Origin of the sequence: Thaumasiovibrio clandestinus, assembly GCF_047250365.1 — a bacterium.
GTDB lineage: Bacteria > Pseudomonadota > Gammaproteobacteria > Enterobacterales > Vibrionaceae > Thaumasiovibrio.
Genome location: NZ_JBLBVL010000016.1, coordinates 1 through 26,930 on the forward strand (window position 1 = coordinate 1; position 26,930 = coordinate 26,930).

15 protein-coding genes are annotated in these 26,930 nt (G+C 47.8%); 13 read left to right on the forward strand and 2 right to left on the reverse strand.

Annotation, left to right across the window (positions count from 1 at the left end; genetic code table 11):
- From ACKLNH_RS16490 to ACKLNH_RS16550, 13 genes are all read left to right on the forward strand, one after another.
- The coding region (locus tag ACKLNH_RS16490) for a hypothetical protein (RefSeq protein ID WP_413113354.1) at window positions 1–2,773 on the forward strand (2,773 nt) is incomplete at its 5' end.
- A 3-nt stretch (window positions 2,774–2,776) separates the two neighbouring features.
- On the forward strand, window positions 2,777–6,202 hold the full coding sequence (locus ACKLNH_RS16495) for a LamG-like jellyroll fold domain-containing protein (RefSeq protein WP_413113355.1): 3,426 nt from the start codon (window positions 2,777–2,779) through the stop codon (window positions 6,200–6,202).
- A 145-nt stretch (window positions 6,203–6,347) separates the two neighbouring features.
- On the forward strand, window positions 6,348–7,145 hold the full coding sequence (locus ACKLNH_RS16500) for a hypothetical protein (RefSeq protein WP_413113356.1): 798 nt from the start codon (window positions 6,348–6,350) through the stop codon (window positions 7,143–7,145).
- Window positions 7,135–8,781, forward strand: coding sequence for a hypothetical protein (locus tag ACKLNH_RS16505; RefSeq protein WP_413113357.1), 1,647 nt, complete (start codon window positions 7,135–7,137; stop codon window positions 8,779–8,781). The genes ACKLNH_RS16500 and ACKLNH_RS16505 overlap by 11 nt, the downstream gene beginning before the upstream one ends.
- Before the next feature lie 145 nt (window positions 8,782–8,926).
- Window positions 8,927–9,217 carry a membrane lipoprotein lipid attachment site-containing protein gene (locus tag ACKLNH_RS16510; protein WP_413113358.1) on the forward strand — a complete coding sequence of 97 codons (291 nt, stop codon included), beginning with the start codon at window positions 8,927–8,929 and terminating at the stop codon, window positions 9,215–9,217.
- Window positions 9,218–9,286: 69 nt separating this feature from the next.
- On the forward strand, window positions 9,287–9,607 hold the full coding sequence (locus ACKLNH_RS16515; protein WP_413113359.1) for a hypothetical protein: 321 nt from the start codon (window positions 9,287–9,289) through the stop codon (window positions 9,605–9,607).
- Entirely contained in the window at window positions 9,604–10,038 is a 435-nt protein-coding gene (locus tag ACKLNH_RS16520) for a hypothetical protein (RefSeq protein WP_413113360.1), read from the forward strand. Before ACKLNH_RS16515 ends, ACKLNH_RS16520 begins: the two co-directional genes overlap by 4 nt.
- Entirely contained in the window at window positions 10,031–10,651 is a 621-nt protein-coding gene (locus ACKLNH_RS16525; RefSeq protein WP_413113361.1) for a defense against restriction DarA-related protein, read from the forward strand. Before ACKLNH_RS16520 ends, ACKLNH_RS16525 begins: the two co-directional genes overlap by 8 nt.
- The gene (locus ACKLNH_RS16530) at window positions 10,651–14,364 is read left to right on the forward strand and encodes a defense against restriction DarA-related protein (protein ID WP_413113362.1); all 3,714 of its coding nucleotides are present in this window, start codon (window positions 10,651–10,653) and stop codon (window positions 14,362–14,364) included. The genes ACKLNH_RS16525 and ACKLNH_RS16530 overlap by 1 nt, the downstream gene beginning before the upstream one ends.
- Window positions 14,364–15,551, forward strand: coding sequence for a hypothetical protein (locus ACKLNH_RS16535; RefSeq protein WP_413113363.1), 1,188 nt, complete (start codon window positions 14,364–14,366; stop codon window positions 15,549–15,551). The genes ACKLNH_RS16530 and ACKLNH_RS16535 overlap by 1 nt, the downstream gene beginning before the upstream one ends.
- A gap of 55 nt (window positions 15,552–15,606) precedes the next feature.
- Window positions 15,607–17,709 (forward strand): hypothetical protein, encoded by a 2,103-nt coding sequence (locus tag ACKLNH_RS16540; RefSeq protein ID WP_413113364.1) that lies wholly within the window; start codon window positions 15,607–15,609, stop codon window positions 17,707–17,709.
- A complete protein-coding gene (locus tag ACKLNH_RS16545) occupies window positions 17,706–18,017 on the forward strand; it encodes a hypothetical protein (protein WP_413113365.1) in 312 nt (103 codons plus the stop codon). The genes ACKLNH_RS16540 and ACKLNH_RS16545 overlap by 4 nt, the downstream gene beginning before the upstream one ends.
- A gap of 848 nt (window positions 18,018–18,865) precedes the next feature.
- On the forward strand, window positions 18,866–19,888 hold the full coding sequence (locus ACKLNH_RS16550; protein WP_413113366.1) for a RepB family plasmid replication initiator protein: 1,023 nt from the start codon (window positions 18,866–18,868) through the stop codon (window positions 19,886–19,888).
- 40 nt (window positions 19,889–19,928) lie between these two features.
- On the opposite strand, the gene ACKLNH_RS16555 is transcribed toward ACKLNH_RS16550, so the two are convergent.
- The gene (locus tag ACKLNH_RS16555) at window positions 19,929–20,339 is read right to left on the reverse strand and encodes a hypothetical protein (protein WP_413113367.1); all 411 of its coding nucleotides are present in this window, start codon (window positions 20,337–20,339) and stop codon (window positions 19,929–19,931) included.
- A gap of 12 nt (window positions 20,340–20,351) precedes the next feature.
- On the reverse strand, window positions 20,352–26,699 hold the full coding sequence (locus ACKLNH_RS16560) for an SNF2-related protein (protein ID WP_413113368.1): 6,348 nt from the start codon (window positions 26,697–26,699) through the stop codon (window positions 20,352–20,354).
- Between the last annotated feature and the right edge of the window lie 231 nt (window positions 26,700–26,930).

The window sequence follows — 26,930 nt, forward strand, 5'->3', positions numbered from 1 at the left end:
TAAAAGCACCATTTCGGGCGAGCTTATTGTTGCCAACGACAAGGGCGCGACACTGGGCAAAGTGGGGGCAACTCCGCTAACCCTTACTCGTAACTCGCCAATTAATATCAATATCGCATTTGAACAGCAAGGCGGCACAACGCTGTACTTTGGGCGAACAACCCAAGACTTTGCCTTTGGTAGAGATGCCGCCCTGAGTTCCGAGGCAAACCGTTACGCCACTATTTCAGCGGCAGGTTTGTTTACTCATGCTGCCCAGTCAACGCTTTCGAATGCACTAACCCGCTATGACCATGTTAAAGCGCTAACTGACGCCCTAGAGTCCAAAAAGGTTAATCGTGCGGGCGATACAATGACGGGCACGTTGCAATTTAAAGCGTCATCGTCCAATTGCATTGAGGTGGACACGTCGGGCATATCCGGTGGATGGGCCCGAGGGATAGCCTTTACTGCTGACGGCGGTCAACGAATTGCTGGCATGATGGGCTACGGTCGCGATGGTGATCACATAGAAAGGATCTCGCTTGGTTTTGGTGAAAGCCCGTGGAACAATCCTGCGCTTGAAGTCAGAAAGAACGCCATACTAACCAATATTGCACAGTCTGCCTCTGCTAATGCTCTAACGAGAAAGGACTACGTTGATAAGCTCGTTACCGACAATAGCGATGCGCTATCGCTACTTCATCATCACGTCGCCAGTACGGCTGGGTCATTTGATGACGCAGTGAACCGAGTAGCGGGTAAGCTGCATCAAGTCATGGCTTCTGATAGCGGTTCAACCAGTGGCGCAACCCACGGCATTTATATTCCGCACGGGGCGAATGCTAGCTATGGTTCACAAGTGGTCTTCCGTAATGGTTATGGTGGGTTCCGCTCATTAGAAAATAACGCATGGTCTAGCTGGCGCTCATTCATGACGCTAGAAGGTGCGCAGGTGGTCGCTGGCGGGAAAACATTTAGTGTCAATCCAATCAGTACCGCCAACCAATCCACTGCCACTAATGCATTAACACGAAAGGATTACGTTGATACGCAGATCCAGGTATCAATGACCTACACTGACGGCCTAATTAGCGATCTAATCGGTGGGGCGGATGGTGCATACGACACGCTAAAGAAGCTGCAGGAGGCGCTAGAAGATGCAGATAGCGAAATCGCCGCGATTACCAACGAATTAGCAACAAAAGTCGATAAGTCTGGCGATGTGATGACGGGCGCGCTTGAGGTTCGCTCAGCGGGTGGCGCTGCAAAACTGAAATTGAACCGGACTGATAACACAAGTAATGTCAGCATGGCGTTTCAGGGAGTGAGCAATACCACCTATTTCGGCATGGGTTCGGATGGACACCTGTATCATGGCGCAAGCGCTGATCTTAACTCGTTAGGCAGCAAAATCTACTCCACCAGCTTCAAACCAACTAATGCTGATGTTGGGCTAAGCAATGTCATTAACGTCAAGCAAGCGGCTGAATCGCTCACCCTGACGGCGGGTGATGGTCTAACTGGTGGCGGTACATTGGCGGCTAACCGTACATTCGCGGTTGATAGCACAGTTGCTCGCCTAACTGCCGCGCAGACACTAACGAACAAGACAGTGAGCGATCAATTGGTCATCGCCAGAGGTAGCGCGAATACGCAAGGTTTAGCCTTTGGCGGGAAAGGTATTGCTAATGTGTCAGCGCTGATTAGCCTTGGCGGTTATGCAGGTCACGCCACATTTTATGCAGCGTCAGACAAGGCGGATGCTGCTAGTGGTTGGGCTTTCAGATCGTTGACGGGTGGCGCTGGCGGTCATACTCAGTTGTCGATTACCCATAGCGGTAACGTTAGTGCGCGAGGTCAAGTGTCGGCGGGGCAACCAGCGCCAACGGCAGCTAATCACTTAACCCGCAAAGACTACGTTGATGGGCTTGTTACGTCTGTTGGCTCTGATGTTTCAGCTCTTACCACTCGCGTCACAACTAACGAAACAGCAATCACGGCGCTTGATGCCGCTACCGTTAAATTGACTGGTAATCAAAATATCGGCGGTGTGAAGACGCTAACGAATCGCTTAGTCATAAGATCCAGTGAGAGAGTCGGTATTTCACACGCTAGTCAAATCGACAGTGGTGGAACTGCTAATTTCCAGTGGGGAAATGACGCCGACAATGCAGCCAAAGAATACACCTTGCGCTTTGGTGGTAGTGGCTCTCATGCAACCCCTGATTTCGTCATTAGAAGTTCTGGTGATGGTTTGCGCATGCGTCTTAATAATTCGGGCTTGGCAACGTTCGGCAGTCAGGTGAGAACCAATGCGGCAGCACCTAGCGTAGCTAATGACCTTACTCGCAAAGACTACGTTGATGCGCAGATAGCCAGTGCTAGCAAGTTCGAAGACAACGGCTCGTTCATACGTGCCAAGTCCGGCAAGTGGGTACAGGCTGCGAGTACGTCAACAGGCTTCCTTCCGGCAAGTAATGGCAATAGCACGATCGGCAACGCATCATGGCGCTTTAAGGGCATTTACGGCGTTCTGGGCGACTTCTCCGACAAAGTGACAGCGCCAACCCTCGAAGCAACTGAGGTAGTTACTGCGCCTGTAGTTGAGGCGGCGACGGTGACAGCTACCGACGGGGTTGAAATTGGCAATGCCGAGGCAGGTATTCGCTACAGCGAAGAACGTCGCTCACTGCAATTCGTGTTCCCACAGCGCATACTTGCCGCAACACGCCCCCATCCAGTTACCCCGCCAAGCGTGGACACGCCGACCGCACCAGAAGAGGAGATTTAATAGATGAGTTTGATTGCGTGGTATCCGTTACACAAAGACACGAAAGATTGGTCAGGCAACAACAATCATCTTTCCTTTCTAGGCGGCAGTGCCAGCGTGACTCATGATGCCTCTACCCCGCTGGGGCGGGGGTATCGCCGCTCTGTACCCAAGAGTGCAGGATGGCTCCGCGCTGCTAACAAAATTCACATGCCTGCATCGAACGGCATGACGATAGCTTGTTGGGCGAAGGTCAACGAAACGGTCGGGCAGACCGCTAACGGGCTTGTAACCAATCATAATAATCGCACTAATTCGGGCATGGGGATCACGGTGCGCCATGCAAGCAATGATGACTACCGCATTTGCTGTAATACAGGCACTGGCGATAGTCGTACCTTCCATACTTATTTCGGTAAAACGAACATAAAAGGAAGTTGGCATCACCTGATTTTGCGTCAAAAAGGCACGACGTTCGAGCTGCTGGTGGATGGCAAAGTAGAGTTTAGGCATGACGATTACGCACAGTTAAATCTCCCAGATCATCTCGACCTGTTCCACTGGTCAACGGACTATAACAGTTCAGTCTATGATCCCGCCGTCGAGCTGTCAGATGTGCGCGTTTATGATCATTGGATTTCAGATAAAGAGGTCAAGGACATATCGAAGGCGCTACAGGCGCATTACGATTTTAAAGGGCTTAAACCCAAGTTTGAAAACCGCATTCACAATAGCGGCTTTACAGGCGCGGTGCTGCGTACCCCTGAGAACTCTACAATTGGCTGGGACTGGGATTTACACCCGAATACCTACGCGGTGCCGGGCTGGTTGAGCGGGTTTAATGGTGGGGCCGATCTCGACAGAAATCGCCGTCACGCTCATCACACACTGTTTCAAAACGAGATCTGCGTTTGGGGGAATAATCTAGATGGTGGCTGGCAAGGCATGTCACACAATGTTTTTAGCAACTCAGACATTGATTGCGGTGAAGATCCGTACTACACCGAAGATCCCGACGTGCGCCGCAAAGGTCGCCGTTTTGTGCTGTCTGTTGATGTGTACGGCGAGGACATTGGCGAGGGCATCCCGCATTGGCGAGTCGGGCTGTATCGGCCATTAAAAGGCACAGAACTTAGATCCTTTGCTAAGACCGTTGATATTCAGCCGACAAAATCTAAACAGTGGCAGCGTTTGACTGTTGAGTTTGAGATTGATGATCGATGGGACTGGTCGCGGGAATCGGTAGCCACGCTTTATTTTTATTCTCATTACGGCGCGAAGGGCGACAAATACTTTAAAAATGCACAGTTCGAGTTTGGTACGCACGTCGCCAACCCTTACGCCGAAAATGATGAGACAGGGCGATTCACAACAACGGAAGTGATGACATTGCACGACGTGTCAGGATTGGGGCATGACGCCGATCTCGTCACCGTCGAGCGCGATTACACGGACTATCGCTACGGTCATCCCGTGATACGTGAGGCGTTCGATTCACATGTTGTTAATAGCTCAAAAAAGGAATATTCCCCTTGCCCGTCAGGCGCTACCGCACTTGTGATCCCGCACTCAGGCAACAGGGGGCGGTATTCGGAAAACAACTACTGGGATAGAGGCAGCTCATTTAGCTGGCGTTGTCCTGAGTACACGCCACCAGCCGAGAATTTTACTTGGTGCGCATGGATGAACAGGGACTCGCAGATATCACTTGATTCAAAATGGGTCTCTTGCGGTGCGCATTGGGGGGTTATTAATGGCGGATTCTCGCTGGGTACTGGGTGGGATCACAGTCAGGCGGGAGGGACGCTCTACGGTGGGGTCGGTGGTACGCAAATCGCCTCAAACGCCCTCGTAGGGTTGACCGTTGATGACGAATGGCAGCACCTCGCTGTGACTTATCGCGGCGCGACGGGTGAAACGTTGTTCTATGTTAACGGCGTTCTAAAATACACTCATCAAGGCGAGCCGCGTGCTATTGGTGCTGGTAATGGCATATTAAAAATATTGGATTGCGCTAGGGTGGCAGACAATACCACTGCAACGTTCTTAGGCGCGGTAGCAGATATGCGTATTTATGGCACCGTGTTAAGCAAAGATGACATCATTGACATCATGAACGTCAAAGCCGAAGTAACAGAGCAGGGCGAGTTCTTTGCAAAGGATCTCATTGAAGGCTGGGACGACAAAGGCGAGCTGGTCATTGATGTTGTGTCCGTGTCCAATGGCGCAAGTGCAGGGACGTATATCAACGATATAAAGCAGGGTCGTATTAATTCATCTCGGGGGCTTAACTTCTGCATCTTTGATACCGGAATGAATTTGCGTGGCTACGGAAACTTAGATACCTACTCAGGCACAACATCGCAGTATTACGAATGGGGTGGCGAGGTTATTGTAAATCATCCCGATCAAGTCGATGGCGCTAACGGCGCGGCTAATTACATCAAAGATGCAATTGATCGCATGGAAGACGGCTGGCTACTGACTATCGCAATGTGTGACGCTAGCACTGGAATGAACGCAAGCCTGTTTGACGACTATCTTAAACCGATGTTTGGGTGTGAATCAGATCCTCGTGCCGTGGAAACGCGAGGCACATGGTTGCTAGCAGGGTTAAAGAACGGTCGTAAAATGATGGAGTATTCCGAAGGTCGTCGTCGCAATGATGATGGTGCAATAGTGTATTACAGGGCAGAGCTGGCATTTACAGGTGATTTTCATGCGCAGTCCGTGTCTGAGTCTGGGGCGCTTAATGCTGGTAGCTTTAGTGAAGTGGGTAACACTAACGGACTGATTGCGTTTTTTGATCACCAGCGTAGCGACGATTCCCTCGCGTTTAGTGATGCTACATGGAGCAAAGACAGCAACTATGAGCGAAACAGTGAAGGGCTGATTTCTGGTCACGTTATTACGGCCGATGCCGATTTAATGGCTCAATGCGTCGATAACATGACAATGGTGATAGCGTTCACACCGAAAGTCAGCATGGAGGGCGAACCTCGCACGGGTCTTTGTTGTGTGGGTGATTACACGCACGGCCTAAGTCTCAATTTCGGCGTTAACTCGCACACCAACTTCATGCAAGCGTATTACAGATGCACCGACAGTGCCAATAATTACGTATCAGCGTCTTTCCCGATCCCGCCGCTGGGCGAGATGTGTCACATGGTAGTGGTAAAGTCGGGTGAAAACATTAAGTTCTATCTCAATGGGGCCCTAGTGCGTAACGCCAATGATGCAATCGGGTGGATTGCTGGTGGCGCTGGGTTTGCGTCGGGCAGAACATACGCTGGCGAGCTTCGCGATAATCTATTTTCCGTTCAAAAGTTCAAAGTGTTTAACCGCGCCCTGACTGAAAGTGAGATATTTCAGGAGCAGTCATGGATAGAGGGCGTAGCGGAATTTGCAGAAGTAGGCATTTGTCATGCTAGTGAATTTTCAGAACTGTGATTTGTCATCGCCTGTATTCAGGAGCCCCGTCATTCATGTCGGGGAGCATGTCAAGGAATGCTTTATGCCAATAGCTTTTCAGAAGTATAATTAAGTAATTAGCCCTCCCGCACTCTCTCTATCCCCTAAACAAAGAGAGAGTAAAATGGCTGATTTAAGCAGTACAAAAATCTATGGTCGGCTAGATGTTAGCGGGCCGATATCAAGCGCTTTTGAAGCGGAAAACGAAGAGCACACAGTAAATAAGAAACTTTTAGACCTTCAAATCGCAACCCGAGTACCAACAAGCCGAACGATTAACGGCAAGGCCTTAACCGCTAACGTCACATTGGCTGCTGCTGATGTTGGCGCGGCGACTAGCGCCCACAACCACGACACGGTTTACTCAAAAGTGGACCATACGCACGCTTACGTGCCAACAAGCCGAACGATTAACGGCAAGCCCTTAAGTGCTAACGTCACATTGGCTGCTGCTGATGTTGGCGCGGCGACTAGCGCCCACAACCACGATACGGTTTACTCAAAAGTGGACCATACGCACGCTTACGTGCCAACAAGCCGAACGATTAACGGCAAGCCCTTAAGTGCTAACGTCACATTGGCTGCTGCTGATGTTGGCGCGGCTGCAACCTCACACGCTCACTCACAGTACGCGCCGATTAATGGCGACACTATCTACAACGGGAATAAGACATTCGATAACCACGTCAATTTTGGCGAAGACGTTAATGTTAGTTATGAGCTTCGCGCAGGTGGTGATATTACCGCGTTTCACGGCAGAACCGCTGCGCGCAATAAAGTTCAGGCTTACACCAAAAAGAAGGGGCGTGAACGCAACGGAAAGGCTGTGACTTCTTACGATGCTATATCCGCACTGATTGACGTTATCGAAGAACAAAATAAACGACTCGATATTTTGGAGGCTGCTTTACGTGACAAGTAAGCTAGAAAGCCTCAAAGAGATAATGCGCCAAGTCGAAAAGCCTAACAATTTTGACATTCCCGACTCTGGCGAAATAGCTATGTCGGACATAGCTGACGCGCTAGGTCATAGCGGCTCTTTATCAATGGGTGAAGCCGCTGATGCCTTTGGCATGGATAGCGGTCGTGTGTCCATGAGTGATTTTCATGGTGCTTCATTGCGCGACTATAGAATGGTCGTAGGTAAAGAGAGTGGCGGGGAGCTTTACGGCTTCAAGATTGGCGAGTTTGGAAGTATTACTCCCCCTGATTGGGGTGATATAGCCCATGAGCGGATCACGGGTTCGTTTGTCGTTACCTACGGTGACGTAGTATTCAGTGCGACAGAAAGGTTTATGTGGCGTGGCTACTGGAAACTGGCTATTGAGGTAGAAGGTTATAACAATAAGGGTGAGCATCACTACGCTCGCATAAGAATGGATTGGTGGTCAGGCATGATGATTTACGCGCTCAATCCTGACGATGTTGGCGCGGCGCATGATTTGTTTGATTTCATTAAAGACGCCGAAGGCTGCACCCTTTTCTTTGATGTAGTTCCAGTTTTCACACAAAACGTAATTGCAACTGGCACAATCCTGGGGTCTGGTGGCGATGACCGCGTCGAGATTATCAACATTAGAGATGTTACTGGTAATGAATTCTATAACATCCACGACGTGGATAATGACTACAACCAATGGCAGATCGAACACTCAGGCCACATGTTTGGGCATGTGGGGCGCGTGTCGCCGCATATATTTGCAAGTATTGACTTCATGTCTCACCCGCATGACGGAAGGTTTATGGCTGATATATCTAACGTTTACTATCACAAAGAGTTTCCACCCGAGCGGGCAGTTCACAGGGTAGATAACGTACATATTTACTTTCACTCCGAGCCAGCAGGGCCGAGTGGGCCTCCGAGTTGGTCTAGGGGGGTATCTGATTCAGAGATGACCCACGACGAGGTTATGGAGATCATCAGTGGTTTGCAGTCCATTTATGGCGCAGATATGTTTGTCTCAGGCGGCGCAGCGCGAACATTAAGAGAGGGTGGCTCGCTGGCTGGTCTGCAAGACCTCGATATGTATGTTCATGATACGATTGATAACATAAAGCGGCTCGTTGAAAATCGCGGCGGTAAATATATTCGTAGCGGATATGCTGGCGTATCGGATGGCTATTGCAGGTCGAAATTCAATATCAATGGTCTAACTATTGATATTGTTTCACCGTATGTCTTAGGGCTTTACACGATAGATATTGCGCCTTTGTATTCGTCTAACCTCCAAGCCTTGAAGTACCTGACGATATACTGGCAAGATGGTGAGTTTTCTCAATCGCTCGACGAGTACATGGCAGCGAAAGAGGCATTAACGCCAAATACGCCCAAGCCGTTGCCTTCTGGGTTTCCGAGAGCAGATCGAAAGGGTTATGAGTTTTACCTAAAGCGAAAGAACCTCGATTTAGGGTGGCTAGATTGCGGGTTATTTGATGAAGTTCGGCCTCGACACTTTATCATTATAGATGCGCCTGAAATGCCCGCCGCGCATAAATTCAAGCACCACTATGTATTGAAGTCGCAGGTGGAACAGTCAAGGTACCTTCACCTGGTTTAGCCATACATTTAAACTCTTTGTGCTACCGCCTTGCTCTGTTCTAGTCGCAAGGCGGTATTTTGTTGATAGCTAAACAAGATTCAAACCGCTAATATATTGCAACCCCCTCGCACTCTTTCTATAACCAACTTAGAGAGAGTTAAAAATGAAAAAGTCCATTGCTACTATCCTGGCGGCCCTAGTGCTATCAGGTTGTCAGTCCGTACCTGATGATATGAAAGATCGACAAAAAGACGAGCGTCAAAAGCTACGTACTTTTCATGTTGTCGAGCGAAAAGTTCACCATTCCGAAAAGGCCGCGATTGCTGCTGGTGGCGTAACCGCTGCGGCTGCTGCAAACCTTGCCGCTCAAAAAATTGATCTCTATAAGGCGAAACAAGACCTTAACTTTGGTGACACTCCCGACGCATCAGGCGACTACGACGAATTATTTTAATCGTATTCGAAGGCGGGCCAGGCTATGCCAGGTCCGCCGTGCATCTAAATGTCAGCAAAGGAGTCTTACATGACTTTAGATTTTGAGTTGACCATCTTGTTAGCGCTTCTATCCATCATTTCGGGGTTAGGTTCTTATTTCCAGGGAATTAGAGATAAGCGCATTAACAAAGGGATCATTGGCTTTCTTGCTGAAATATCACTATCGATGTGCGTCGGCGTGACCGTCGGCATGATTGGCCATGCATTCGATGCCAATCCCGCATTTACGTGCGCCGGTGTGATGATTCTATCGAATAACAGCCAGGAGACTATGCACACAGCTAAACAAAGCCTGTTTGCATTAGTTGGTCAGCGTTTAGGTTTAAATAACAGGAGTAACAACAAATGATGATGGCCGAACAGATGCCGTACATTGTTTCTAGCGTCGGCGTGCTAGTTCTTGCGCTTGCGGACCGCTTCATTTTGCGCCGTGGTGCAGTCAAGCTAATCAAGGCCGAGCGATCCACTGGCATTAAGGGATATCGCCGTTTTGCGTTGAGCTTTCAAAAGACCAAGCGAACATGTCTTAGTGAAATGAATTATGTCTTGCGTGATAAGCAGGACCCATCAACCGTAATCGCCGGTAAGCCTCGATCGTTAGAGTCTGCAGAGACAGGAATAGTAGTAAGAGAATACCTACTATTCAGTGACAAGCTACCAATGGCTAAAGGGCCGTGGGTGCTTGATGTCAGAGTCGAAACCACAGGAAGCCGCATTAATCCATTCTATAAGATTTTTCCTCTTATCAGTGTAATCAGAGAGGACATTCAAATTGACTAATCGATCTAACTCAAAGAGCCAATACGCCACGGTTGATTTTGATAACGTCACACCTCGCGGCCTATCAAAGCTTACGTCCGCATTGGGGCGAACAGGTCATAAGGTGGCTGATGTCGAAGCATCAAACCGCCGTATTCGTCGTGACAGTCTTTTCGTTAAAAGGGCCATCTTAACTATCGACGGTGGCCAGCGTGCAGAGCTAGTCATTGGCGATCAAGGTGACATCTTCCAAGTCCGCATTAACGGTAAAGCGCATCCCATCCCGGAATCAAAGAACGTTTCAACGTTTGCTCGCAACCTTGGTAAAGCTTTAGACCGAACATTACCGGCTTTCGAGAAAAGCCAGGCTCGCAAGATGAAGAAGCCTAAAGCCACTGCGAGAACCCGACCGGCCTCACGTACATTGAAGGCCAGGGCGCAAGAGGCACAGGACCGGCTAGGTACGTTACGCGACGGCCGCGATCAACTAGCCGCTCAACTGGCAAAGAGTGAAGCCGCATTGACAGAAGTCACTACCGAGTTGAATCAGAAAACAGTGAGGAAAAATGAAATTAACCTCGATAACAAGGAACTGAAACAACAGATTACTAACGCCTTGGAGGCTCAAAAATAATGAAGTTTTCACCTTATGAGCTAATCACGGTCAGTAATGTTATTGATCATGTAGCGGCTGTAAGTAACGATACTTACAGCGACCTTATGCAAGGTCCTGATGCTGATTTGATGTTAGAAGCCGCGACGCTAGAAGCCATTGAATCAACCTATTTCTATGGCTTAGATGTTGCCGAAGACGTTATGACAGAGGCTATTACAACAAGCCGTATGCGCATCGGTCGCACCATGAAAGCATTTATTCGCGTGCTTAACCGTCACCTTCAATCTAACGGCTTAACCGCTGGCCACAATGCCGAAGAAGACGACGAAGAAAGCGGGCAATTAGCTGGTGGCGCTATTGTGTCGCGTCCTCGCAAGTCCGGCGCTATTGCTATCATGACGGCAAAAATACCGCTATCTGATGGCCAGGCTATTTCTGTTATTTTCCATGCACCAAACGGGGATCCATCTCGTATCACTAACGATGACACCTTGTTTGCTTTCCGCTTCCTGCTTAATAGTCGTGATGTCACGCATACCGTAGCACCAAACGGCGGTAGTGATATCTCGCTGCAGCAATCAACACTTGTACTATCGAATATCGCGGCCCGCAATTCACAGAAATTCCAGGATCGACAAGCTGAAAATAAGTCACTTGAAAATGATATCGAGTCAGCGACTAACGAAGCCGATTCGATAGAAAGCGAAATGGCCACACTGGATAGTAAACTGACCTCTGTCAACGAAGAGACAGAGCAAGCCCGCGTTAACCTGGACGCCACGCATAAACGTATTGAGTCACTAGAAGAGACTAATAAAAAATTACGTGATGAGCTTGAAAAGCTGATGGCCGTGAAGCCTCAACAAAATGTTGCGGCTGATATCGCTAGTGCAGAGGCCACGGTTGAAGGTGTCGAGCTTGAGCAGCAATCTTCACTCCCTAGCAATGTACGTAATGCACTGCTTAAAGAAGTGTGGGAAAAGACGCATAGCGATTTCAAGACAACGAATCGTAAGACTGGCCGCATGATTATGACGTTGCACAATGGCGGCAGTACGCTAGTCCCTTTAGATAATCTAACGGATAAAGAAATAGGCGATAAGCTAGGTCGAAAGCCCGATGAGATGGCAGCGATTACCGAAAACTCAGTAATGGCCAAGAAAAAGCTTGTGACACTCACTAATAAGATGAAAAAAGCACGTAAAGCGATGAAGCGTGAATTGCTCGTTGAAACGTATGAGCACGTCTTGTTAGAGCTACCGAAGTATGTCACCGCGACTGAACAAGAACAGAAGGCTATAGAGGGTTACATCAAGGAAGGTAAACGCTTATTCGATCTAAATAAAATACCTGACTTCTTAGATTATCACGACCTCATTTCGGGTATGCCCGTTATTGATTATAACAACCATGCCGCGACACCGACCGCCGCCAAAGATCCAGAGCAAGAGCTACCAGGCGGCGAGAACTCGCCAGAATCAGGCGCTCAAAAGCCGGAAGATGTCTTGAATGCGATCTATGAAAATCTTAGTCGCGGTCAAATCTCGCTAAAAGATGCAAAGCAACACTTAAGCATTGCATATAGCAACATGCCAAAACGCCAGCAACACGCATTGCATAAGCCTTATCAAGCTGTCTCGAAACTCAAGCGTAAAGCCAGTTTCCTAGCAGAATTGCGCATGATGATTGATTTCAATAAGCACTATGACGACACAGCACCACGCGTAAAAGCGGGCGCATGGTCCATTGACTTCAATATCGAGACTTACGATGTTGTGGATGAAATAGGCATGTTTGGCCGCACGCTTCACCAAATCGGTATGGCCCATCCTGAAAAGCTGATTGATCACATTGAAAATCATCATGTGTGGGACGCACTAGAACGCGCCGAAGGCCTGAAAGCGGCTAAAGCACGCTATGCGCCAGGTACGCAAGTTGATGACGAGCAATCAGAGCCGACGGCCGAAGTAGATCCAGACCGCGCAGCACTGGAATTGAAGCTACAGAATGCCCGAGATATGCATGGACCAAATGCCGTTGAAAACCTCTATGGGTTACGAGCACGACCGCCGGGTATTGGCGCCATTCCTGGCGGCCAAACGCTAACACTAACGCATGATGAGGCGATGCTTCACACTGGCGGTAAGTTTGAGGTCTCAAGCGTTCGTCATGGGCTGGTGGCCTATAAAGATGCTTTACCAGAAAGTGAAGTAAGCGGTTATGAACTGGTTGATCTCACTGCGAAAGCCGACACATCTCTAAGTAAAGAAGATCTTGATTACCTTTCATTGCAGTACGCCGACTATATCGCCGCCGAGATTGCTAGCGAGTTTGATAGTGCCGCTATTCCTGCAGAAAAGATTGAAGAACTTACGAAGAAATTTCCACGCGGTATTGATAAGTATTGGCGCATGATGCCCGCTTTTGAGGACCAAAAAGAAGATCCTAAAGCCTTCAAAGAGCTAGAACTTGCCAAGAAAAACCTAAGCAAAGAAGTTTTCGCTAAGAAACTCAATTTCTATAGTGCTGGCCCTGCTACCGATGCGGTACCACAACCAAGCAAAAGAGAGTTGTCAGCAATACGTACCAAATTGAAGTCAATTGATACCGCTGATGAAAATTTGTCAGAGCATACGGATGAAATTGATTCAGATGAGTACCGATATGATCACTATGACGACTACGGAAATGTGCTTTACAAGAGTGAGCGCCGCGTTGCTGCAGATCAGCGAAAAGAAACCAAGTTAAGAGACAAATATCAGGCCGCCATTAAAGGCCTGGAAGAGAAGTTTTCGCAGTGGGTTAGCAATGGTTACTCAGAACAGGCCTGGAATGAGCTAATGGGAGATAGAATTCATGGCGGCTTATCTTATGAAGAGCTAAAAGATGGCTATGACGCCGAGGCCGAAAGGCAAGAAAGCCAAGCTAGAGCAGAGCAGGAAAGAATAGCTAGACAGGCAGAGCGAGATAAAGAGCAAGCTTCACTAGAAGCGGTTGCTGCATCATTAGTGCCTGAAAATGAGCCGGTATATAACATTGCAAAAGAGGTTGTTTCTTTATTGGATCAACTGGACCAGCTAGCTAACACCGGTGACTATGATATTTCGACTCATAACGCAGTCATGGCACTGATGAGCGAGATTGCAAGCAAAGACGATGCTTTGGCCGAGGCCATGACAGAACTCGTTGATCGAACGGGGTCCATGAAAGTAGTGCGTCAGCTTCGCAGTCAAAGCGGCTATAGAAAAGTTCGACTAACCGAGATCGACGAGCAATTCAAAGAGGCCACATTCATTAGTGAAATGCCTACAGAAACAGCTTCACAACTTTCCGCGTTCAAGCAAGCCGGGGTTTATATCAAGCCAATTATCAGTAAACAAAAAGTAAACCTACCGAATGGTGAAACAGAAACGATTAGCGCTAGTGACGTAAAAGACTTTGAGATGGAAGTTTCAGATCTTTACGACGATTTGGAAAATGAATTAGGCCTAACACTCGCAGCTAATGAGCCAGAACCGGCAGTTAATGAACCGGATCCGGCAGTTAATGCGGTATCAGAGCTAAACAGTTTACTTTCTAGCGATGGTATTGACTCAGGCACTTTCATGGATCGATTTGAAGCCGCACTAGATGCAATCGAGGCTGCAGGGCTAGCAGATGAGCACAGCCAGCTTATTGAACAGGTGTCAGACAAAGTAACAGAGATACTGGACCAGGAGGAAGCCGCGTAATGTCACTATCAGTTAGAGAAAAGCTAGCTGTCCAACGTGAATTGCGTAACACAAAGGCGGCCGTTGATTCGGCCGCTTCTGTGCGCGAAAAGTTGGCACTGCAGCGAAAGCGAAAGGAGCTATGGGCGAAGCTGAAAGTTGATTCCCCTAAAGTAGAAACAAAGGGGCCTATTACGCTTACGTACCCGCCAGGAACCAATAACAACACAATATTGAAGCCAGGCGATAACTACGACTTAGGGAATGGCTATAGGCTCACAGTCAATGGTGATTCTTACGGGCATCCTGATATATACAGCGCTAGCGTTTTTCAGGGCGATGAAAACGCCAAGGCCACAATGACAAACACGGTTGCCTTTAACACCAATAACGTTAGTTTCAAGCGCAACAAGCCAACCGAGGACATTAGGCCAATCACGATGGGTCAAATGCTCAATCAAACGAATCAGCACGGCCATAGATTCAATATTGTTAATGCGCCAGAGCCAGAGCCAGAACAGGTTAACGCAGGACCGAAAACGCATAGGTACTCTTCATCTATCGCTGATTCTGTTAAGCCTGGTGACGACATCCTTAACGCCAAAATGTCAGCATGGACCAAGAAGCACAAGGCCCAAGCAGCACTAGACGCGGCCAACTTGCAAGGCCAAGCCGTTGTTGTTGGTAACGACGTTCAAGGCTGGCGAATTGATGTAGTTAAACAACTCGACGCGGGCCGTGTACTTAACGTCATTGAATATGAATCGTCAGAAGACGGCCTAACCGTTTATCGCCACGGCGTTAAGTTGGCTGATTCAGAGCAAATTTACGATTTATTGCCAATCGCTAAGATGTATGACGATAGCGCGAAGGTGAAAGGTGATTACGTTGAAATGGGGTCCTATAGCATTAATGAGATGGCTAGGGAGAAAGGATTCAAACTAGACACGTCCGCATTACCGCTCGACGGCCGCGCTTCGTTTGATGATGGTATTGAAGTATCAACTCAATTGCCAACGCCCGAACCGGTATCACCGGCACCACGCAACGCGAAGTTTGATCGATACCTGGCGGGTGAGTTTAACGGCCAGAACGTCGAAGACTTCAAAGCTACGGTAAGAGAGGTTTACGCCGATGGCATGTCAATCGATCAAGTTAGTACCGGTGTTTTGTCCTGGTTTGAGGTAGAAGGCCGACTAGTAAGTTAATCACGTATTTATGAATAACCATCTCGCACTCCCCCCCTACTAAAGTGAGAAGGTTATGCGACAAGAAGAATTAAAAACAGACTTGAATAAAGCGCGAACCATTGATGACTTTATTCAAATCATCGATAGGTATTCAGCGCCACCAACTGCAGCAGGAAGCAAGAGCGAGTTAGGCCGTACTTCCTACGTAGTCACAGCAAAAGGCGATCAGGTTGAAACCGGCTTTACCGTCGTTGAAGCTAGCGAGTTGATCCCGTCGCACACATTGGATGGTCAAATAAATCCGGCATTCCCTCAAGAACTGCAACCAAGGGACCGCACCAATCGACAATCATCGATTGAGCAGATCCACAACATTGCAAACAATCTGGATCCGGTCCGTTTAGCCGATTCTGGCTTATCAAGCCACGGCGCACCAATAATCGGCAGTGATCGCGTTGTTGAGTCCGGCAATGGCCGTACAATTGCGATCATTAAAGGTTACGCGGAAGGGAAGGGCGAAGCATACAAACAATACCTAGTCGATAACGCGGCTCTGTACGCCTTAGAGCCATCTAAAGTTGAATCCATGCGCTCGCCTGTACTTGTGCGCGTAAGGACCTCAGAGGTCGATAGAGAGAAGTTTGCGCGGGATTCCAACCTAAGCGATCTAAACGAGATGACATCGAGTGAAAAAGCTTGGGTAGATTCAGAGCTGATCTCTACTAACATGATGGATTTGTTCAATCCTGGCGATTCTGGCAACTTGCTATCAAAGGATAATCAGTCATTTATTCACTCGTTCATGACCGAAATAGGTAGAAGCGCGTCGGCTGGACTAATGACCGCCGACGGAAGGCCAACAAAGCAACTGATAGATAGAATGCAAAACGCTATCTTTGCCAAAGCGTATAAGAATGACGATTTAGTTCGATTGGTAAGTGAAGAGGCCGATCCAGAAATACGTAATGTATTGACCGCTCTAAATGGTGCCGCCAGTTCGTTTGTGCAAATGCAGCACGCATCAGGTGAAGTACATAAGCAAGTAACAGATCAGATTGTCGATGTGTTAAACGTACCCAAGATACCGGCAGATGAGATCGCTAAGTACGAAAAAGCACTGAATGCGGCAGGTCGCAATAAGAAGGCAATAAAACAATTTGCTATCGAACTAGGCATAGGCGCGATAACTAAGGATATAGGGCAGCACAACCTAACGGACAATCGCGTTTTGAAGGAAGCCGCGATTTATTACAATCCCGACAGGCCAAACGTGCCAATTGTGGTGACAAAAGCAGACATAGCTAACCTTGGTCTTCATAGGCTTGATGCCATCAAGGCCAGTGTTATAGCCAGGATCGATGCGATTCTTCCAGCCATGAGATTTACTGATGACCAAATAGCTACGTATCACAAGGCAGAAAAAAACAGCGACGTGATTCATTGGGAGTCTGCAAAGGTTAAGCTAGATATTGATGGCAAGCGCTATCAAGTGGAATTGAAATTGAAGTTTGGGAATTGGTACGGCAAGAGAAACTTGGCACTTAAACCCTATATGATGGACACGCCAGAGCAAGAGGATATGATCAATGAAAGGATGAGTGACCACGGAAGGATCGCTGATCTGCTAAATGCAGGTAGCGTCGCCCAGCTTAGTGGTGGACAATCACCCCTCATTGATGATTCAAGAGTAACGCCAGGCAGTGAAAATGTCAATGCTTACTCAATTGATTCTATTGAGGTTAACGAGATCCCATCGTTAAGCGCTAAAGAGCCGGGATTGGCTGATGAGGCACTAGATTCACTAATCAAGGCAACCGAGCTTGTACGCCAGGCAAAAGATAGCGGCCAAAGCATTGAAGAACTAGTGAATCAAAGTGACTTATTCGGTGAAAACAACGTATCAGCAAACGCGCTAGCAATGTTTATTAGTGCTAACAATCGAAGTGCTAAACGTCTAACCTCTGCTTTCAAAGCAATGGCCGATGCAATCAATAACGAGCTGATAAACCAGGCAAGCAGCCAGGGCGGCGGCTTATTCGGTGATGAATTACCGCCTGTTACGCTGGTGGATGTCTTAGGCCAGGTGTCACAACAATTAGAGATTGATTTCGGTGAGTACACGCTGCAGCAATCAATGTTTGAGTCAGTACAGCAATTAAGAGAGTTTTATCAATGATCAATGACAACTCACAGCGAGAAACCGCAACGGCCTTATGCCAGATTAGCCACTACGATTACAAAAAGGGTGGTGGTATGTTTCATGTTGTCGATGATGGCCCGCACAAAGGCGACTTAGTGGTATTTACCGGGATGTTGTTTGCCGGGAAAATGGACCTTAGCGAGATCCGCAGCGGCGACCAATACCTTATTGAGTTCGACTCGCCAAAATTGAAAGGCCATAAGGCGCTAAACATAGTGCCAGCGGTCAAGCCTGGCGAACCGGGCATTAAGAGCCGCATTAACTCTTTCTTCCAAACGAAATAGCACTACGGCAAGTAGGCCAGGTTTATCAATTTAACTGGCCTAGTTTGCGTCAAATCGTCACGCTGGCCACCTGCAAACCTGACCTGTTTGCCATAGTTAGTATCAAATCGTCACGCTGGCCACCTGCAAACCTGACCTATTTGCCATAGTTAGTATCAAATCGTCACGCTGGCCACCTGCAAACCTGACCTATTTACCATAGTTAGTATCAAATCGTCACGCTGGCCACCTGCAAACCTGACCTATTTGCCATAGTTTGTATCAAATCGTCACGCTGGCCACCTGCAAACCTGACCTATTTGCCATAGTTAGTATCAAATCGTCACGCTGGCCACCTGCAAACCTGACCTGTTTGCCATAGTTAGTATCAAATCGTCACGCTGGCCACCTGCAAACCTGACCTGTTTGCCATAGTTTGTATCAAATCGTCACGCTGGCCACCTGCAAACCTGATTTATTCACAGGCCGATCAGCATCTTTAGTCAATTTGTCACGGCCTTTTAGTCAATTTGTCACGACCTCCGATTTTCTTTAGTCAATTTGTCACGGCCCTTTAGTCAATTTGTCACGATGTTTTAGTCAAACCGTCACGGTTGATGCTCTGCAGCCCACAACTGGCGCGGCTTTCGCTAGCCCAATAAGATCTTTAATAAGAAGAGATCTTTAATAAGAGAAAAAGAAAATAATTATTGGGAATAAGCATGTGCAAATGTGGATAACTTGCTACGCAGTTCACCACAGCGCACATAAGATCGGCCTCCGGCCGCAATTTACAAAACCTTTATTGTTTTATATGACATAGTGCTGATAGTATCGTGACAAATAAAACATCCTGTCACGACCTTTAAATGAAAAAGCCAACCAAGAAAAACCCGCTAGTAAAACAGGCTAATGCACTAACCACGGCCGCGTACACTTTGAGCCGTGTAGAGAAGCGATTGGTTTATATGGGGCTAATGAAAATTGTTGAAGGATCAATAAAATCTAATGAGCTAGGTCAGTACCCAGTTGAGATAAAGCACTCTGAATACACAGCGATCTTTGAGGACAGGGCCAATAATGCTAGTCGTGACATAAACAAAGCATCTAAAGATCTTAACCGTCGTGAGGTTTGCTTTTACTTGCCTGATGAGGATGGCGAGGACGGCGAAAAGGCGGAAGATGGTATTTCCTGGACCACAAAGAGAAGCCACCGGCCGCGCCGTGGCACCACAACGATGTTTTTCAACAAAGAGCTAGTCGATATCATTACCGCCGTGGATGATAACTACACTCGGTTCCTTTTAACCGATGCAGGAAACCTAACGAACCCGCACTTCATGCGATTGTTTGAGTCACTATCGCAGTGGTCAAAAAAGAAAACCATTACATTTAGGATCGATTGGATGCTTGAACGTTACGAGCTACCCAAGTCTTATTCTAGAATGTCAGACTTTCGCCGCCGGTTCCTTCATCCAGCAGTAGAAGAGATCAACAAGAAGACTTATCTCGATGTGAAAGCAGAAGAGATTAAGGATCCCTCGACCAAAAAACCTAGCATGATTAAGTTCACTTATAATCAATCTGAATTACCTCTGTTGTCTGATGAGGCCAAAATAAACACGCTGCATGACGATTCGCCAGAACTCGAAGGGTTTGAGGTCGATATATTCCCGGAAACTGAATTTGATATTGAGCGTGCTAGAGAGGTTTATACTGAATTGTTGAGCGGCCTCGCGCTTGATGTTGACGACCTATTATCTTTTAAGGGATTCATACCTCAATTAATGAATGAAGGTTATGAGATCGGTGACGAGTTCTACAAAGTGTTTAAAAGTGCGCTCGATCACGCTCGAAATCCAGGTATTGCGCTCGACATATTTCCAGATTAGTTAAAAAGGCCCTTTCGGGCCTTTGTTTTATCAGTCTTCGCTATTGGCTATTGATTAATAGCTCCATTTCTTCGTCAATCAGCGTGTAATCAACGAGATCACCATCATCTAGTGTAATGCTATGGCTGGACGAGTAAGGGGCCTTAAAAGCCGTTTCACGAGCATATAGGATAGCTGCGACGATAGTGTGTCGTGGATTGGCATAGCCAAACTGCGCCGCACCGGCCAATTCTACGGTATCACCAAATTGATCATGACCTTGCTCAATGAGAATTCGTTTGATTGGCCACCAATAGCCACCATACGCACGGTACATTTTAGGATTCATAGCAAGGACCTTTATGATCCCTTGCAAAGCAGCGTGCGCAAAGTGCGCCTGTTCTGCCGGTGGTACTTCTAGTTGGATCGCTTGATCTAGTTCTTCGGTCGAAGGTTTTATTACATTTTGCATTATCGTTATCCTTTAATTAATCACTGAAAGCACGGCCTCGATGTCCTGACTTGCTTCGATAAACCACCATCCGCCGGGGAATTCGTCAGATGCGTCATTCCCAAACTTTGCTTTAAATGGCTTAAGTTCTTTTCTAGCCTGGTGCAACTTGCCGCCGATACCGTCAGGATCGTGAATGCCTATCATGGTGCCGACTTCTCTCAGTTCGCCTTCACGCTTCACTTTACCGGTCTTGGTTAGCCAGCGGCCAATCGTGACGGGTGCCGTATTTTTGCGGATCACAATGCCGTTATCGTTAGCATGTTCGGTTAGGTCTGATTGGGTAGGGGTACTTGCTTGATCATCTTCAACTTTGACGGCTAAAGCCTCTAATCGCTGGCGCTCTGCTTCTTGCTCGGCTTGTTCGGCCTCTACTCGTAAGCGCTCCGCTTCTGCTTCTGCTGCCATCGCTGCTTCTGCTTCGGCTTTTACTGCAGCAAGCTCTGCTTTGTGCTCTTCAATCCATCGTTTCTTATATGGTTTGATAGCACTTGCAAGCGCGGCATCGATAGCAGATCGGTTGTCGTATTGAAGCTTGAGCTCTTTCATGTGCGGACGTGCTAACGATTTAAACTCATACTCATAATGGAAGCCGCGAGGCCCCAAAATCGTTGATAGCGAATCACGGTCCTTTTGCTTTTGGTCAAGCAACACTTGCTTAGATTCAGCATCATTGAGTACATGGTGAATGGCTTTTGCTACGGCATCATCAATTGCCGTTTGTGGTGCCTGGTCGCCCATACTTTCTAAAACATCGTCATAATTTGGACCAAAGAATTCTATATACAAGTCAGTCGGGCCAGTGAAGTAATTCCCGGCCTCCTTACGACGTTCAGCAATGGCCCAAGTAGCTATACGCTCTTTCAGTGCCTTGTCGTCAGGATCAGGATACACAAGCGTTTCAGCGTCGCTAGAGTATTTCACGACAAAAGAACCGTCTTCGTCGTGGTGAAGGCAAGAGCCGATGCCATGCGTTAGTTGCACGCTTGGCCATCGCTCCTTAGTCATCACGCCGTCACGAATCGCTTGAATCAGTCGCTTGTAGTCCGAGCGCTTATCGTTCCATGTCATGAACTCAACATCACTACTACTTATCGCCGTTTTCTTTGGTTTGTAGTCAATGTGTCTTGTTGTGGTAGTGCCGACTTCTGGCGAACGGTACGAGCTAGAATTGTAAAGCACTTCAACCGTGACCGTATTGTTATGATCATGGGTGTCAGTGATACGGCCGATCACGGTCCAGGTATCGCGGTAATTACGGTTGCCTGACGACTCTTTCCATTCGATTTGTTCACCGACTGAATAGTAAGTGCTGCCGTCTTTGCTCATTACCATTTCTGCGCCACGCTCTAGAATATCCGCCGGTGCGTTACCGTCCGCAATTGCGTTCTTAGTGGCACTGATATAGCCAAGCATTTTACCCGCTAGCTTAATGTCCTTATTCAATGATGAAATGGCGCTACGATGTGAGGCTATGATCTCTTTATTTGCACCGGCTTCTTGAGCGGCCTCTAGCTTGTCAGTCTGATCGTTTAGCTTCTCTGTTAGCTCATCAATGTTGTTATTGCGTCGAGATTGACGAAGGAAGTTAGCAACATCGATACGCGCACGCTTGCGGTTAGCTGCTTCAACCTTTTCTTTTGCTTTGCGTAGATTCTCTTCTCTGATTTGAGCGCGACTTTCTGGATCCTTAGCAATCATCATGTCAGCATCAAAAGAGGTGTCGGCATCCTCATTTTTCATGGTTGCCTGATCACCGTTAATGAGTTCATCTTGCCAGTTCGCCTTAACTTTCAGCGTATCTAGGCGGAATGTATCAAATGATCCTTTTGCCACGTAATAAGTTGCATCAACGCTATCTTGCGGTGAGTTAACGCGGGCCGCCCGGCCGTTTCGCTGGCGTACAGAAGCAGGGGTCCAGGGCAATGTTAAGTGACTTACGTTAGTCGTGTTAATGTGAAGGTCAACACCGACTTCGGCGGTTTTGTTCGCAATGATAACGCGGTATTTACCCGCATTGTAAGCGGCTGCGATAGCTTCCATACCGGCGGCTTGAGCCTCAAAATCCTGGGCGCTATCTAGATCTACAACGGTGTCTTTCTTTGTTTTATTGACCACCGTATCAGCGTTAATGATCGCTATCTCATCGGCCGGGATACCGGCAACGTGAGTAAGTAGTCGCTTGATTTTGTTATGCTGGCTCTTCTCTTCCGTGAAGATGATATGTTTGCCGCCTTTCTGATAGGCCTTTTTTGCATCCTGTAGGCACGCGGCATATTTTGGTGTGACATTGTGGCCAACCGTGGACTCATCGATATCAAACAAATCAAGGCGGCTACTGACTTCATTTTCAAAGAGTTCATTTAGCACTAGAACAAAGGTCTTACCCTCGCTGGTGGTCTTAGCTTCATGAGCGGTATCAAACGATTCTTTCTTCTCGCCAGTTCCCCGCGTTTGAGTAATCACATCAGGTAGGTCTTTAACGAGTGCCAGGACCTTAGATTTATCTTTTAGCTGAAACTTGAACGTGATTTGTCGATAGTAAAGATCGATATCAGTACAAACACGGTCCATATCTCGGATAATGCCGAATACCGTATCTTTGTTTTCATTACCTTCATCGTCTTCATCGACTTCATGGATCTCATCGCTATTTTTCGATATCGCATCAGCCCTTACGCGTAACTCTTCATAAAGCGCTTGCTGCTCATCAGTTAGCGGGACCTCAACCGTCTTATCAATGACTTCCGGTATTTTTACGTGTGCTGATACGTCTTTAGCGTTTTTGAAGATAATGTGACGATGGAAAATCGAGCGTAGGCCGTGCAAGTTCTTAAAGCCGGTAAGGCCTTCTAGCATCTCAATCTTGCCGTTCAGCTTGGTTACGGGTACCGACTCTGTTTCAGCAAAGACGTTAACGAAGTCATCCGGTGTTGCAATGCCGTATTTGGCCCACGCGTCCGCGCCTAACGTCAGCGTCAGCATGTTGAATACATCCATCGGACTATTGACCGTCGGCGTTGCCGTTATCGGGTAGATACCACGGCCGCCAGTTTTAGCGCGGATATGTTCAGCTTTCATTGAGCAATCAACGGCTGTTTGCGCCGTGTTGCCGCTTGGCAAGTACTGTATATTCGAGGCTCTACGGCCAGCCTGGTAGCTGTTCCGGTAGTTGTGCGCCTCATCCATCATCAGCGAGTCAAAGCGCATTGCCTCCCAATAAGGGAACGCGTCAGCTTTAGCAGTCTGATCTTTACTGTATTTGGCTTGAAAGGAGGATTTTTGCTTTGCCTCTTTGTACGTTTTCGCCGTTTTGAATCCCTGATCAGTACCAACAACGGCCTTAAGCGCACCGCTCTTAGAGAGCATTTCACGATCTACCCATTGAGTAACATACTCATCCTTGGTTTCGGGCATCATCGGAATGGCGGCTAACTGCTCTTTAGTCATAATGACCGTTGAGTAGTTAGAGTGGGGGATAGAGTTCATCCGGTCCGCAATTTCTGCAGCGCTTAAGTGTCGGATCTTGTGACGCGTTTTAGGGCGTAAACCTTCATCGTCCCAAGTAGCTTGATTGCCGTCTTTGTCCAGCACTGGCACGGTTTCAATACCGCCGTCTTTGCCGCGAACCGGCTCAATAGGGATAACTAGCTTGTCATCCATCGTGCCGTAAAAGTCCACCGCGTCGTGGTACCATTTTTCTATTACGCTCTTAGGAACAGCAATACATGTTCGGTATGCACGGCCTTGCTGGCGGTTATGCGCGGCCAGGGCCATAGCTGTAAACGTCTTACCTAGACCGGTATCAAATGCACAAATACCTTTGCCGTCTTCTGACAGCTTACGCACGGCCGCGTTTTGGTGAGGCATTGGAACGATATTGCCGGATAGGTCATCGAGGCCTAGCGTTGCATCTGAGTGCTCAAATTCAATATGATCGTTAAACGTATCCTGGTATTCCTGGACAAGTTCATCAAAGTCATCTTGTTGACGTACCCAAACGTTAAACTCTTCCTCTAGGCGGTTAATGCGATTCATATAACCGGCCCGGCCAGCGAGCGCACCGGATAGCTGCATACCGTTTATGTACAATTCCATTTGAGATTCAAACGGGTACTTACTGTTAGAGAGTGATTGGCCGCCTTTGGCATTCGCAAGTCGATATCCACTAAACACACCGTTTAGGCTGTCAGTTTCCGTGTTCTCTACTATCTCGCCATCGCTGTTTTCTTCAATCTCTGAATAGTCAAAGCTCATGCCTTGAGTCTTCAAGAAGTCACGAATAACCTTTCGGTCAAACCACTTTGAGTTAAGGCGAAACTGGATGTCATCAGGGTTAATTTTCGGCTGTTTTTCACGTATGCGGGCTAGTTGAGTAGCGAACTTGTCACGAAGAATAGGATCGGACTGGCTAGCCATTGCGTACTGCAGTTCAGACACCTTTGTTGATACTTCGCCAGAACAATAACGCTCCATTGGTTCAATCATGCCGTCGGGGCGAATAGCAATAGATTCGTCGTTGGCCAGGACCTTAAGATCTAGACTGCTATCACCTGTGTACCATTGCGAAAGTTCATCCGGGTCAACTGGATTCATGCCGCGCTGTGTGAAGAGGTAATTAAGCGTTTCAGCTAAATTCGTTGAGTCGTAAGCCTCGCCTTCGTCGTCTTCAATCGTGCCTGAGAGTAGGGCGGATAGCTGGCCGTCGGCGTTAATGCCGTTGGCAAACTGATTCCAGGTGTTTGAGTGTCGGCCGGTTAGGCCTACTAGCTTGCGAGTGTGAGAAACTGGACCGTATTTTTCAAACTCATCATGGACCAAAGAGGCTAGCTTTTCGCGTGACATTGAAGAGCTACCGGTTTGAAGCTCTGTAATGTACGTACCGATTATTGAGCCACGGAAAACGCGTTCGAAGTGCTTTGGATCCTGCTTTTTGGCCAGTTCATACGAGCGCTTAACGCTGTCATTGAAGATGTAAGGCATATCGTTAGCAATGCGCGATAGCTGATCAGCTTCCAGGGAAAGGGCGTTGATCGGGTCTTCCATAAGAAGCTTTAGCTCATTGATAGAACTAGCGCCGTAGCTATCCGCGTTAATCTTGCCGGAATCGTCCGCAAATCGAACCTTTTGCCACTGGCCATCCTTCATTTCGTGCCAGCGACTATTAATTAGTGCTCGGTCGCCTTCACTGTAGTTAGTGATCACGGTTTCCGATGCATTCAGTAGTTTGTAGTCAATGCGCGACTTTAGTTTTTTGGATAGTTGTTTCTTTATTGCCTGGTTAGTTAGCTGGTGGTTTTTAACAACAAGGCGCTTGAATTGGTCTTTGCCTTCAATGCTCATGTCACCTTGAATAAACTTCTTACCACGGCTTGATTTGAACCACTTGCCCTTGGTCCAGGTATCCCAAATAACCTTGGCTTCTTTAAGCGTGTCATAACTAACGTCATTGATTCTCTGAGCTACTTCTTTACTGTGCTTACGTAGTATCAAGAGGTCGGTAACAGTCTCGGTACCCGAAGCATTGAAAAGGCCAGTAGGGAGGCGGTGAGCACCTAAGAACTCGCATTTATAACTAAGGTCTACGCGCCAATCTTCCCATGAAGTACGATCCACAATACGCGGTGGAACAATTAGCGCAACAAGGCCGCCAGGCTTAACTTTGTCTATCGAGCGAGTAACAAAATAGCGCTCCATGTCGCTGAAACCTGCGTATTCCGGGTCATCGTTGGCAAACGTCCCTCGACTATCGCCAAATGGCACATTACCCACAACGCTATCAAAGGTATTGTCAGGTGTATCAACTGCAAGTTTCTCAAAGTTGGTGGTCCTTACTTCATCTTCCGGGTGCAGGAGTCTGTTTACTGCGGAACTAGTTTCATCAATCTCCGTCGCGGTCATGATTACGCTGTCTGGTTTGGTGCCGTTAAACACGCCAGCACCGGCCGATGGTTCAAGGACGTTGCCATTTTCAAAACCGTTTTCTTTGAGGGCATCCCAAATACCTTCGGCCACAAACTGCGGTGTGTAGTACTCGGATATGGTTTCACCGATACCGCCAAGGCCGGAATAGCGGGCTAGAACCTGGCGATCATCATCCGTTAGCTGTGAGCTATCACCATTTACACGGTCAATAATGACCTTTGCTTCGCGGTTGGCTGCTTCTCGTAGCTTTTTAGCTCGAGCAAGCGAGATTTTTTCTTGAGTGATCCCGAATTCAGGATTGTTTTTGGTGGGGCGGTAGTAGCGATCAAATATCGCCAATACATCATCAATGGACGTACATTTAGCAACGTCCATTCTAAGCTTTTCAATTGTCATTAAAGCTCCGGTTTTGTGGGGAAACCGGGCAGTGCGGGGAAGTAATAGTAAAAGAAAAGCCCGCCTAAAAATAGGCGGGCCTGGCTTTAATCTGTTACACGGAAACGAAAAAAGGCCCGGCAATAGTGAAATTAATCACTAATCGCCGGGCCTACCTCCCGCACTCCCCGATTACAGCCACAAGTCAAATAGTTAAAAAATAAATATTTGATCCCTGTGTACTGAGATCGA